The sequence below is a fragment of the Nocardioides perillae genome, from assembly GCF_013409425.1.
GTDB classification, from domain to species: domain Bacteria; phylum Actinomycetota; class Actinomycetes; order Propionibacteriales; family Nocardioidaceae; genus Nocardioides; species Nocardioides perillae.
Genome location: NZ_JACCAC010000001.1, coordinates 2,375,222 through 2,387,178, shown reverse-complemented (window position 1 = coordinate 2,387,178; position 11,957 = coordinate 2,375,222). Strand labels below are relative to the sequence as shown.

The window sequence follows — 11,957 nt, the reverse complement described above, 5'->3', positions numbered from 1 at the left end:
ACCCGTACCGTTCCCGGCCGGGACTCACACGGGCGTGCGCACCACCAGGTGCCAGTAGGCGCCCGTGCGGCGGAAGGGCTCGCGGTCGTGCAGCGCGACCTCCAGCTCGACGAGCGCGGCGTACCACTCCGGGTCCTCCTTCAGCGCGTCGTCGGCCACGAGGTCGTTGGCCACCCGGCCGCCCGTGTGGGAGACGACGGCGCACCCGCGGGCGCCGAGTGCGGCTGCCACGGTGTCGACCTCCAGCTTGCGCACGTCGGTGTCGAAGGTCACCGTGCGCGCCGTCGCGGCCGACAGCTGCGCGAGCGCGGCCTGCGGGCCCGAGCGCACGAGTGCCGCGAGCACCATCCCGTGCGGGTTGGGCGCGACCACCGAGACGAGGCCGCCCGGGCGTGCCGCGGCCACCAACCGGTCGAGGTCTGCCTCGAGGTCGGGGCGGTAGTGCAGCACGAAGTGGCACAGCACCAGGTCGTGCGACCCGTGGCCGGGCGACCGCGCCAGGTCTTCCAAACCGCCGGCCACGGTCGTGGCGCCCGTGGCCGCCGCACCGGTCAGCAGCCCGGGTGACGGGTCGACCACCACGACGTCGTGCCCGGCCGCCACCAGCGGTACGGCGTCGAGGCCGTCGCCGCCGCCGACGTCGAGCACCCGCCACGGCGCCGGTCCGAGCTCGCTGCCGAGCCCGGCCAGCGTCCGGCCGACGAGGGTGTAGCGCAGCCGCCCCCAGGGGGAGGAGGTGTACGCCTGCCAGCGCGCTGCGTGCTCGTCGAAGGGGGTGCCCACAGCGCCATCCAAGCCCACCGGCCGCGTTGCCCGCCGCGCCGCGCCGGACCGCGCCGTGCGCGTCTCGCACCTGCCGCCGACACCCACCACCTCCCCCGTCCGTCAGGCCGCATGACCCGGTCGGGCCATCTTCGGCGGGTTCGGCTCAAGGTGCGGCCGGTGGTGGCCGACCCTCGGAGGGACGACGCAGGCCAGGGGCGGGCCGGACGGCCCCCGCGACACGAGGACGGGCACCATGTGGGACACGATCGAGACCTCCGGCGGGCGCGCGGGCGGCCACCTCTCCCACGACCTGCCGTGCGCCGCGTGCGGGCACGCGCCGCACCGCTTCCTCGCCTGCTCCGACTCCTGCGCGTGCGTCCCGCCGCCGCTGCCCGGCGTGCTCGACGCCCGCCGCCTCACGGCCTGACCGGCGCCGCCCTGGACCCGTCGGCGGGCCCGTCGGCGGGTGCGCGGGGCGCCTCAGCCCTCGCGCTCGCGCCGACCGCGGCGCAGCAGCGACCCGCCGGCCGCGAAGCGACGGCGCAGCCCGCGCAGGCTGTCCCCGGTGCCGTCCTCGTCGACCAGGGGCACCTCGGCCACGCACGTCAGCCGCGGCCGGTCGTGGTCGTCGTCGACGACCGCGCCGCGCGCCCACCACAGCCGCAGGCCGTCGTCGGTGACCTCGAGCGAGGCGAGGTTGTTGTCGAACCACGGCCCGCGCACCATCCCCCACCGCAACCCGGCGACGGGCACCTTGGCCGAGCGCGCGACGACGTGGCCGATCGGGCCCGCGAGGCCGTAGGACAGCGCGGCCGTCGCGAAGCGCATGCGGCGCGGCAGCGGGTTGCGGATCGGCGAGCACACCGCCTGCACGATCCGGCTGTGCTGGCGCTCCGCGGTCTCGTGGTCGCGCGCGACGGCCTCGGAGACGTAGCTGTGGTGGACGTCGCCCGACAAGAAGGTGACCGTCCGCGGGGCGCGCCCACGACGGCCGGTGGCCACCTCGAGCACCATGTCGGCGACCGCGCGGAAGCCGTCCTGGAAGGCGGCCCAGTGCTCCAGGTCGACGGCCTGGCGCAACGTCTCGCCGACCCTGCCCGCGCGCTCCCCCCACGCCCCCTGGGCGAGCGCCTCGCCGAAGGCCTCGACGTGGTGCAGGCCCGGCGCCAGCAGGAAGGGCAGGCTGGTCCCGACCAGCAGGTGCTCGACGTCGCCGCGCAGCTGCGCGTCGAGCCAGGACATCTCGGCGTCGTCGAGCATGGAGCGGTGCTCGGGGTCGAGCACGCGTGCGGCGCGGGAGTCGACCACGACCAGCCGCGCCTGCGAGCCCAGGTCGCGCGCGAAGCTCCACCGGTACGACGTGGGGTCGGCGTCGGCGCGCTCGGCCAGGGCGTCGACGGCGTCGGTCAGGTCGAGCTCACCCGCCGCGCTCCCGTCGCGCAGCGCCTCCTCGTGGTCGAGCACCCGGCGCCACAGCGCGTCCTCGGCCCGCTCGGCGGGCGAGAGGTTGCCCAGGTGCTGGTGCACCCAGTAGGAGCCGAGCCCGGCGACGATCCGGTCGTGCCACCACGAGGTGGCCTCCATCTGCTCCTTCCACGACTGCGAGGTGTTCCAGTCGTCGCGCACGTCGTGGTCGTCGAAGACCATGAGCGTCGGGACGGTCGACAGCAACCACCGGTTGGCCGGGTCGGTCCACGCGATGCGGTAGAGCTCGGCGTACTCCTGGTAGTCGGCGAGCTCGGTCCACGGCGGCTCGGAGAGGTCGCGGCGCGACTCGAGGAAGGCACGCATCTCCGCGGTCGTCTCGTCGGCGTAGACCTGGTCGCCGAGGAAGAGCAGCAGGTTCGGCCACACGTCGTCGACGGCTCGTCCGGCGTCGGGGTCGTCGTCGCCGGCGTGGGTGACCCCCGCCATCCGCAGGGCGTAGGCGCGCAGCGCGTCGACGCCGTGGGTGCGGTTGCCCTCGGCGTCGTGCGAGACGCTCGTGCGGCACGAGCCGAAGGCGAGGCGCAGCGGCCGGTCGTGGTCGAGCGTGGGCAGCGTCGGGGCGGGCAGGTCCGGCAGCCCGCCGAGCACCTCGGGGTCGGTAGGCGGCCACACCTGCGTGCCGTCGACCTCCACGACGTAGGCGGTGCGGGTGCCGCGCGGCAGCCCGGTGACGTCGACGAGGGCGTAGTGGTGGTCGTGCACCGCGAAGGTGCCCCGCTCGCCCACGTGGTCGCCGGCCCGCACCGTCACGCGCGCCGCGCGGTCGACCTCCACCCAGACGCTCGCGCTCTCCTGGTCGACGTGGCGGACCAAGGGGCCGACCACCAGCTGCGGCTGCTCCACGACTGCTCCCTCCGGCCCGCTCCCGAGGACCTGCGGCGACCCTACGCGGCCACCGCGAGCGGGAGTCAGGGCCGGACCAGGACCTTGATCGCCTCGCGCTGGTCCATCTGGCGGTAGCCCTCCGCGACGTCGTCGAGCGCGACGGTCGAGTCGAAGACCCGGCCCGGGTCGATGCGACCGGAGGTGACGAGCTCGAGGAGCTCGGGCAGGTAGCGGCGCACGGGGGCCATCCCGCCGGCGAGTCCGACGTTCTTCTGGAACATCCGGCGCACCGGCAGCTCGACGCCGTGCGGCACCCCGACGAAGCCGACGGTCGAGCCCGGCCGGGCCACCGCGAAGGCGGTGCCCATCGCCTGGTCGGTGCCGACGCACTCGAGCACCGCGTCGGCGCCGACCCCCTGGGTGATCTCCTTGACCGCCGCGGCCCCCTCCTTGCCGCGCTCGGCGACGACGTGGGTGGCACCGAAGGCGCGGGCGATGGCCTGGCGCGGCTCGTGGCGCGACATCGCGACGACCTTCTCGGCACCCATGGTGGCCGCGGCGAGCACGCCGCACAGGCCGACCGCCCCGTCGCCCACGACCACGACCGTGCCGCCCTCGCGCACGCCAGCGGCGACGGCGGCGTGCCAGCCGGTCGGCATGACGTCCGCGAGCGCCAGCAGCGAGGGGATCATCGACTCGTCGGGCATGCCGTCGGTCGCGACCAGGCTGCCGTCGGCCTGCGTGACGCGGGCGTACTCCGCCTGGCCGCTCGTCGTCATGCCGAGGTTGACGCACGCCGAGTGCGCGCCCGCCAGGCAGTGGGGGCAGGTGCCGTCGCAGTGGTCGAAGGGCACGACGACGAAGTCTCCGGGCCGGAAGGAGCGCACCTCGTCGCCGACCTCCTCCACGACGCCGACGCACTCGTGGCCGATGGTCGACCCGGGCACGACGTCGTTCTCGCCGCGGTAGGGCCACAGGTCGGAGCCGCAGATGCAGCCGGCGACGACCTTGACCACGGCGTCGGTGGGCAGCTCGACGCGGGGGTCGTCGACCTCGGAGACGCGGATGTCGCGGGGGGCGTGGATGGTGGTGGCGCGCATGGGGGCATCGTGGCAGAGCCGGCCTCGGCCCCGCCTCGCCCGGGCGTGCCGATGCGGCGCTATCTCACATGTGAGTTAGCGTGGTGACCATGACCGAGGACTACAAGGGCCGCATCGGCAACCTGATCCGCGACGCCCGCAAGCACCGCGGCCTCACCCAGCAGCAGCTCGCCGACCGGCTCGCGACCAGCCAGAGCGCGATCAACCGGATCGAGAAGGGCCACCAGAACCTCTCGCTCGAGATGCTCGCCCGCATCGGCAGCGCGCTCGACTCCGAGATCGTCGCGCTCGGCGGCGGCCCCGTGCACCTGCGCGTGACCGGCCCGACGACGCTCTCGGGCAGCATCGACGTCAAGACCTCGAAGAACGCCGGCGTCGCGCTGCTGTGCGCCTCGCTGCTCAACCGCGGCCGCACCACCCTGCGCAAGGTCGCGCGGATCGAGGAGGTCAACCGCCTGCTCGAGGTGCTCGACAGCCTCGGGGTGCAGACGCGGTGGCTCAACGAGGACAACGACCTCGAGATCGTGCCGCCGCGCGACCTCGACCTGACGCGCATCGACGAGGCCGCCGCCCGGCGCACCCGCTCGGTCATCATGTTCCTCGGCCCGCTGCTGCACCGCGCCGACACCTTCGACCTGCCCTACGCCGGCGGCTGCAACCTCGGCACGCGCACCGTCGAGCCTCACATGGCCGCGCTGCGCCCCTTCGGGCTGGAGGTCAAGGCGACCGAGGGCTCCTACCACGCCACGGTCAACCGGGCGATCGAGCCCGAGCGCCCGATCGTCCTCACCGAGCGCGGCGACACCGTGACCGAGAACGCCCTGATGGCCGCCGCGCTGCACCCCGGCACCACCGTCATCCGCAACGCGTCGTCCAATTACATGGTCCAGGACCTCTGCTTCTTCCTGCAGCGCCTCGGGGTGCAGGTCGAGGGCGTCGGCACCACCACGCTCACCGTCACGGGCTGCCGCTCGATCGACGTCGACGTCGACTACGCGCCGTCGGAGGACCCCATCGAGGCGATGTCGCTGCTCGCCGCCGCGATCGTCACGCGCTCCTCCATCACCATCCGCCGGGTGCCGATCGAGTTCCTCGAGATCGAGCTCGCCCTGCTCGAGGAGATGGGCTTCACCTACACCCGCTCCGAGGAGTACGTCGCGCAGAACGGCCGGACGCGGCTGGTGGACCTCACCACGCAGCCGTCCACGCTGCACGCGCCGCTGGACAAGGTGCACCCGATGCCCTTCCCGGGCCTCAACATCGACAACCTGCCGTTCTTCGCCGTGATCGCGGCGGTGGCGCAGGGCCAGACGCTGCTCCACGACTGGGTCTACGAGAACCGCGCCATCTACCTCGTCGAGCTCAACAAGCTCGGCGGCAACGTCAAGCTGCTCGACCCCCACCGCGTGATGATCGAGGGGCCGACGCACTTCTCGGGCACGGAGATCGTGTGCCCGCCGGCGCTGCGCCCGGCGGTCGTGATCCTGCTGGCGATGCTGGCCTCGAAGGGCACCTCGGTGCTGCGCTCGACCTACGTCATCAGCCGGGGCTACGAGGACCTCGCCGAGCGCCTCAACCAGCTCGGCGCGAGCATCGAGCCCTTCCGCGACATCTGAGCCCCACCGGGTCTACCGTGCTCGCGTGAGGGAGACACGGGGGTCCGGCGCGCCCCGGGCCGGGGAGGCACCGCGCACCGGGTGGGCCTTCCTCGACGTGGTGCGGGACCACCCCGGCGGGGTGCTGGCCTTCGCCCACCGCGGCGGCGCCTTCCACCCTGAGATCGAGGGCCTGGAGAACACCCTGGCGGCCTTCCGCCACGCCGTGGAGCTGGGCTACAGCCACCTCGAGACCGACGTGCACGTGACCCGCGACGGCCACCTGCTCGCCTTCCACGACGACGTGCTCGACCGGGTGACCGACGGGACCGGCGCGGTGGGCGAGCTGTCCCTGGCCGAGGTGCGGCGCGCCTCCGTCGGGTCGCGCGAGCCGGTGCCGCTGCTCGCCGAGCTCCTCGACGCCTTCCCCGAGGCCCGCTTCAACGTCGACCTCAAGAGCGACGGTGCGGTCGACGCGCTCGTCGACCTGGTGCGCGCCCGCGGCGCCGAGGACCGGCTGCTGGTCGGGTCGTTCTCCCCCGCCCGGTTGCGGCGCTTCCGCAGGCTCACGCAGGGCCGGGTCGCGACCTCGGCCCACCCGCTCGAGGTCCTGGCCTTCGCCCTGGTGCCCAGCGGGCGGCTGCTGCGGGTGCTGACCCGCGGGCGGGTCGCCGCGCTCCAGGTGCCGGAGCGGGTGCCGCGCGGCCCGCGTCCGGTGCGCGGCCGGCGGGTCGTCTCACCGCGGCTCGTGCGCCGCGCGCACGCCGCCGGGGCCCACGTGCACGTCTGGGTCGTGGACGACCCGGCCGACGTCGAGCGGCTCCTCGACCTCGGCGTCGACGGCCTGATGACCGACCGCACCGACCTCCTGCGGCAGGTCCTGCAGGGCCGCGGCGCCTGGGTGCCGGCCGCCCGCTCCCCCGGTCCGCAGTGACCCGACCCGCGGTGACCCCGCCCGACCGAGCAGGAGACCGTCCGTGACCAGCGTGACCGACCCGACCCGTCCGAGCGCGGAGGAGCGACGACGCGAGCAGCGGGCGTGGTACTTCTACGACTGGGCCAACTCCGCCTTCGCGACGACGGTCGCGGGCGTGCTCTTCGGGCCCTACCTGATCGCGGTGGCCGAGGAGGCCGCGACCGGCACCCCGGCCCGGGTCGACGTGCTGGGCCTCGCGGTCGCCCCGGGCTCCCTGCCCGCCTTCACCATCACGGTCTCGACGCTCCTCTCGGCCGTGCTGCTGCCGCTGCTGGGCGCGGTCGCCGACCGCACCGAGCGCAAGAAGGACCTGCTGGCCGGCTTCGCCTGGGCGGGCGCCCTGGCCTCGCTCGGCCTCTTCTTCACCACCGGGGACGACTGGCAGCTCGGTGCGGTGTCGTTCATCGTGGCCAACCTGTGCTTCGGCGCGGCCGCGGTCTTCAACGACGCCCTGCTGTGCCTGATCGCCGACGAGGACGAGCGCGACCGCGTCTCCTCCCGTGGGTGGGCGTTCGGCTACGCCGGTGGCGGCCTCCTGCTCGCGCTGAACTTCGTGGTCGTGTCCTTCCACGACGCCTTCGGCCTCGACCAGGCCCTCGCGGTGCGGCTCTCGATGCTCTCGGCCACGCTGTGGTGGGCGGGGTTCACGCTGATCCCGTTCCTGCGGCTGCGGCACCACCCGGTCGTCGACCTGGAGCCGGTCGAGGGCGGCGTCGTGCGCCGCAGCTTCGGTCAGCTCGCGGGCACGCTCAAGGACATCCGGCACTACCCCGTCACGCTCACCTTCCTCGCGGCGTACCTGTTCTTCAACGACGGCATCCAGACCGTCATCGGGCAGGCCGCGGTCTACGGCGAGGAGGAGCTCGGCTTCGAGACCGGCACGGTGCTCGCGACCTACCTGCTCGTGCAGGTGGTGGCGGTCGGGGGTGCGCTCGCCTTCGGTCGCGCGGCGGAGCGGTACGGCGCGAAGCCGGTGGTCCTCGCCGGGCTCGTCGTGTGGAGCGGCATCGTGACCGCTGCGCTCTTCCTGCCGGCCGGGGCGCTCGTGCCGTTCCTGCTCCTCGGGGCCGCCATCGGCGTCGTGCTCGGCGGCACCCAGGCCCTGGCGCGCTCGTGGTTCTCGCTGCTGGTGCCGCGGGGCAAGGAGGCGGAGTACTTCAGCTTCTACCACGCGATGGAGCGCGGCACCTCGTGGCTCGGCACGCTGGTCTTCGGCATCGTCTACCAGCTCACCGACTCCTACCGTCCCGCCGTCTTCGCGCTGATCGTCTTCTTCGTCGTGGGCGGGCTGCTGCTCACCCGCGTCGACACCGCCCGCGGGATCGCCGACGCCCAGCGCGGGCACCCCGCCGCGGCCCGAGGGTGATTTCGGGAATCCTCGGGCGGTCAGTACCGTTGAACGCTTGAGGAACCGCGCCACCCGGCGCACCCGGGACGGGGCGACCCCCGCAGCCCCGGGGACCCGCACAGCACGGACGGAGGTGGCTCATGGCAGAGCGCACGCTGAGGGGCGCACGTCTCGGAGGCCAGAGCTTCGAGGACGAGCGCGGCATCGAGTTCGCCGCGCGCCAGCAGGTCGGCTACCGCTGCCCGCAGGACCACGAGTTCGAGATCACCATGTCCGTCGAGGCGGACGTCCCGGCGGTCTGGGAGTGCCCGCGCTGCGGCGCCGAGGCGCTGAGCACCGCCGGCATCAAGCCCGAGGAGAAGGCCGAGAAGCCGGCCCGCACCCACTGGGACATGCTCCTGGAGCGCCGCTCCGAGAAGGAGCTCGAGGACATCCTCAAGGAGCGGCTCGAGCTCCTCCGCGGCGGCGAGATCGGCCCCGCCCACCTGCACCGCGCCAACGCGAAGAAGCGCTCCGCCAGCGCCTGAGGACTACTCCTCCACCACCTCGCCCCGGACGACCTGCTCCCCCGAGCGGTCTCCGGGGCGTCGTGCGTCCGGGCCCGCGCCGAACGGGCCGCCGGCGAACGGGCCGCCCGCGCCCGCGCCTCCACCGAGCGGGCCGCCGCCGAACGGACCGGGTCCGAGGAGGCGGCGGGCCACCACGGCCGTGAGCGCGCGGCGTGCGACCGGGCGGGTGACCGGGAGCAGCAGGACGATGCCGACCGCGTCGGAGGCGAAGCCCGGCGTGAGCATGAGCGTGCCGCCGACCAGCACGAGCGCGCCGTCGGCCAGCTCGCGGGCGGGTGCGCGCCCCGAGGACAGCGCGGTCGTCAGACCCCGCCACGCCCGTGCGCCCTCGCGCTTCACCAGCCAGCCGCCGACGACGCCCGAGAGCACGAGCAGGGCGAGGGTCCACCACGCGCCGATGACCTGCCCGACCTGCACGAGCAGGTAGACCTCGAGCAGCGGCACGACGAGGAAGGCGGCGACCAGGACCGCGGTGACCGGTCGGCGGCGGCGGGGCGCGGCAGGGTGGCTCACGACCCCAGCCTAGGTCGCGGCACGCGGGTGCTCAGCGGGTCGCCGGGTGGCGTCGCCGGCCGGCACGGGCGCGCCGCTCGGCCAGGCCCCAGCGGGTGATGAGCCGGAGCGACTCGACCGCCACCTGGCCGCTCATCTTCGACTCGCCGCGCTCGCGCTCGACGAACTCGATGGGCACCTCGACGACGCGCAGCCCCGCCTGCACGGTGCGCCAGGCCAGGTCGGTCTGGAAGACGTAGCCGGTCGAGCGGACGGTGCCCAGGTCGATCGCCTCCAAGGTGGCGCGGCGGAAGAGCCGGTAGCCCGCGGTCGCGTCGCGGACGTCCATGCCGAGCAGCAGCCGGACGTAGAGGTTGCCGCCGCGGGAGAGCAGCTCGCGGTGGAGCGGCCAGTTGCGCACCGAGCCGCCGGGCACCCAGCGGGAGCCGATCGCGAGGTCGGCCCCGGCCGCGACGGCGTCGCGCAGCCGCTGCAGCTGCTCCGGCTGGTGCGAGCCGTCGGCGTCCATCTCCCCCACGACGTCGTAGCCGCGCTCGAGCGCGACCGCGAAGCCGTGCAGGTAGGCCGCGCCCAGGCCCTCCTTGCGCGAGCGGTGGACGACCGTGACCGCCGGGTCGGCCGCGGCCAGGCGGTCGGCGACCTCCCCCGTGCCGTCGGGCGAGCCGTCGTCGACGACGAGGACGTCGACGTCGGGCTGGGCCGCGCGCAGTCGACCGACGACCCAGGCGAGGTTGTCGACCTCGTCGTAGGTCGGGACCACGACCACCGTGCCGGCCACCTGCCTGCCTCAGCCCTGCAGGGCGGGCTCGTGCGCCCGCGTCGGCGCGGCCGGCGGCGCGCCGTGGTCGACGAGGCGGGAGCGCCGGCGCCGCACGCGGCCCACCACCAGCAGCAGCGCAGCGGCAGCGGACAGCCACACCGCGGCGCGCCCCAGCCACGGGGCGAGGTGGACGGCCGGCGTCGTCGCGTCGTTCAGCGCGACGTCGGCGAGCAGCACCTCCGCGGTGCGCGGGGCCGCGCTGGCGGTGACCGTGCCGTCGGGGGCGATGACGCCCGAGACGCCGTTGATCGCGGTGACCACGACGTGCTTCCCGGTCTCGAGCGCGCGCAGCCGCGACATCGCGAACTGCTGGTCGATCTGGTCGGTGAAGACGAACATCGCGTTGGACGTCTGCACGACGGCGAGCTCGGCGCCACGGCGCACCTGGGCGTAGAGCCCATCGTCGTAGCCGACGTCGAAGCAGATGGCGTCGGCGACGAGCGTGCCGGCGACCTCGAGCGGCGTCTCGCGGGTGCCGGCGACCATGTCGCGCGCGACCAGGTCGAGGCGCCCGACCCACGCGGTCAGGGGCCCGCTGCGCAGCGGGATGTACTCGCCGAACGGCACCGGGTGCCACTTGGTGTAGCGGTCGGACGGCCCGGTCCCGGGTTCCCACACGATGCCCTGGTTGAGCACCTGGCCGGGGTCCTGGGCGTCGACGATCGCGCCGACGAGCACCGGGCGGTCGATCGCCGCCACGGCCCGCTCGATGCCGGCGCCGACCGTGGCGTCGCGGAAGGGGTCGACCGCGGTCGAGTTCTCGGGCCACACCACCAGGTCGGGGGGCGCCACCTCGCCGGTCTCCACGCGCTCGGCCAGGTCGACGGTGAGGTCCACGTGGTTGCGGGTCAGCTGCTCGACGTCGACGAGCACGTCGTCGCCGCGGCCCGGCACGTTGCCCTGCACCGCCGCCACGCGCAGGGTGCCGGCCGCGTGGTCGGCACCCGGGTCGTCGAGCCCCACGACGTCGCGCCACGGCAGCAGCACCGGGAGCGCGACCAGGAGCGCCACGACGCCGGCGGGTGCGAGCGCGCGTGCGCCGCGGCGTACGCGTGAGGTGCCGTCGGTGGGCGCGCGCAGCCGCACGACCGCGGCGGCCAGCGTCGCGCCGAGGAGTGCGGCGAGGAAGCCGGCGCCGTGGACGCCGACGTAGGGCAGCGCCTCGGCGAGCGGGGTGTCGGCGGTGGCGAAGCCGAGCCGCCCCCAGGGGAAGCCGCCGAAGGGCTGCGAGCTGCGGGCGACCTCGGAGGCCAGCCACGCGGCCGCCACCCACAGCGGCCCCCCGGGCCAGCGCTGCACGCGGGCCACCAGCGGCCCCACGAGGGCGAGCCACGCGGTCTGGATGCCGGCCAGCAGGATCCAGGCGTCGATCCCGACGACCCGCATCCACCAGATGAGCGGGTAGAAGAACGCGGCGGCGAAGACCGCGGCCACCAGGACCGCGCGCCGCACGGACAGGTCGCGCACCGCGAGCACCATCCCCGCCACGCCGATCGGCGCGAGCCAGGCCCAGGCGAGCGGCTCGAAGGCGAGCGCGCACGCGAGCCCGGCCGCCGCGGCGCCCACGCACCTGCTGGGCAACCCGGTCGGCAGCCGGGACGGGAGGCGGGGCGGCACGCGCCCACGCTACCCGCGGTGCCGCAGGGGGCCGCAGGGGGCGGGAGGGGCAGCGGGCCCTTCGGACCAACCCGGGGCCGACCGGCTGTCGGCACCGTGCTGTTGTCTACGGAGCGCGCTCCCCTCCCGCACCCGCCCCGCGTGGGCTGGGACCTCCGACGGCGGCGGCACCGGCACGGGTTCGTGGTACCCGACCCCCCGGCTCCACCGCCTGCGCGGGGTCCCCTGGCCACGGGCTGCACAGGCGGACCCGTGCACCTTGTCCACCCGAGGCGGCGCTGTCAACCACGCGCTGACCTGCGGCGACGCGCATCACCGCAGGTCAGCGGAGCCGCCGTGGG

At 74.8% G+C, this 11,957-nt stretch carries 11 protein-coding genes; 5 read left to right on the top strand and 6 right to left on the bottom strand.

From position 1 onward, the window contains the following. Nucleotides 1-24: 24 nt before the first annotated feature. Nucleotides 25-783: a methyltransferase domain-containing protein gene (locus tag BJ989_RS11050; RefSeq protein ID WP_179518254.1), complete on the bottom strand. Its 759-nt coding sequence runs from the start codon at nucleotides 781-783 to the stop codon at nucleotides 25-27. Between the two features lie 235 nt (nucleotides 784-1,018). Between BJ989_RS11050 and BJ989_RS11045 the strand changes: the two genes are divergently transcribed. Next, on the top strand, nucleotides 1,019-1,192 hold the full coding sequence (locus tag BJ989_RS11045) for a hypothetical protein (RefSeq protein ID WP_179518253.1): 174 nt from the start codon (nucleotides 1,019-1,021) through the stop codon (nucleotides 1,190-1,192). A 53-nt stretch (nucleotides 1,193-1,245) separates the two neighbouring features. On the opposite strand, the gene BJ989_RS11040 is transcribed toward BJ989_RS11045, so the two are convergent. After that, nucleotides 1,246-3,096 carry a DUF7800 domain-containing protein gene (locus BJ989_RS11040; RefSeq protein WP_179518252.1) on the bottom strand — a complete coding sequence of 617 codons (1,851 nt, stop codon included), beginning with the start codon at nucleotides 3,094-3,096 and terminating at the stop codon, nucleotides 1,246-1,248. Between the two features lie 65 nt (nucleotides 3,097-3,161). Then, nucleotides 3,162-4,178, bottom strand: coding sequence for a zinc-dependent alcohol dehydrogenase family protein (locus BJ989_RS11035; RefSeq protein ID WP_179518251.1), 1,017 nt, complete (start codon nucleotides 4,176-4,178; stop codon nucleotides 3,162-3,164). An 89-nt stretch (nucleotides 4,179-4,267) separates the two neighbouring features. Between BJ989_RS11035 and BJ989_RS11030 the strand changes: the two genes are divergently transcribed. From BJ989_RS11030 to BJ989_RS11015, 4 genes are all read left to right on the top strand, one after another. Next, entirely contained in the window at nucleotides 4,268-5,794 is a 1,527-nt protein-coding gene (locus BJ989_RS11030; RefSeq protein ID WP_179518250.1) for a helix-turn-helix domain-containing protein, read from the top strand. Between the two features lie 25 nt (nucleotides 5,795-5,819). Then, the gene (locus BJ989_RS11025) at nucleotides 5,820-6,707 is read left to right on the top strand and encodes a glycerophosphodiester phosphodiesterase family protein (protein WP_343049279.1); all 888 of its coding nucleotides are present in this window, start codon (nucleotides 5,820-5,822) and stop codon (nucleotides 6,705-6,707) included. Between the two features lie 43 nt (nucleotides 6,708-6,750). Next, a complete protein-coding gene (locus BJ989_RS11020) occupies nucleotides 6,751-8,115 on the top strand; it encodes an MFS transporter (RefSeq protein WP_343049278.1) in 1,365 nt (454 codons plus the stop codon). Between the two features lie 122 nt (nucleotides 8,116-8,237). Then, nucleotides 8,238-8,624, top strand: a complete 387-nt coding sequence (locus tag BJ989_RS11015; RefSeq protein ID WP_179518249.1) for an RNA polymerase-binding protein RbpA — start codon at nucleotides 8,238-8,240, stop codon at nucleotides 8,622-8,624. 3 nt (nucleotides 8,625-8,627) lie between these two features. Here BJ989_RS11015 and BJ989_RS11010 read toward each other — a convergent pair whose 3' ends face one another. From BJ989_RS11010 to lnt, 3 genes are read right to left on the bottom strand one after another with little or no spacing between them, the layout of a single operon-like run. Beyond that, a complete protein-coding gene (locus BJ989_RS11010; RefSeq protein WP_179518248.1) occupies nucleotides 8,628-9,179 on the bottom strand; it encodes an FxsA family protein in 552 nt (183 codons plus the stop codon). Between the two features lie 31 nt (nucleotides 9,180-9,210). Further along, nucleotides 9,211-9,957, bottom strand: a complete 747-nt coding sequence (locus BJ989_RS11005; protein ID WP_343049277.1) for a polyprenol monophosphomannose synthase — start codon at nucleotides 9,955-9,957, stop codon at nucleotides 9,211-9,213. Between the two features lie 9 nt (nucleotides 9,958-9,966). After that, nucleotides 9,967-11,616 (bottom strand): apolipoprotein N-acyltransferase, encoded by a 1,650-nt coding sequence (gene lnt, locus BJ989_RS11000; RefSeq protein ID WP_179518247.1) that lies wholly within the window; start codon nucleotides 11,614-11,616, stop codon nucleotides 9,967-9,969. Nucleotides 11,617-11,957 lie beyond the last annotated feature (341 nt).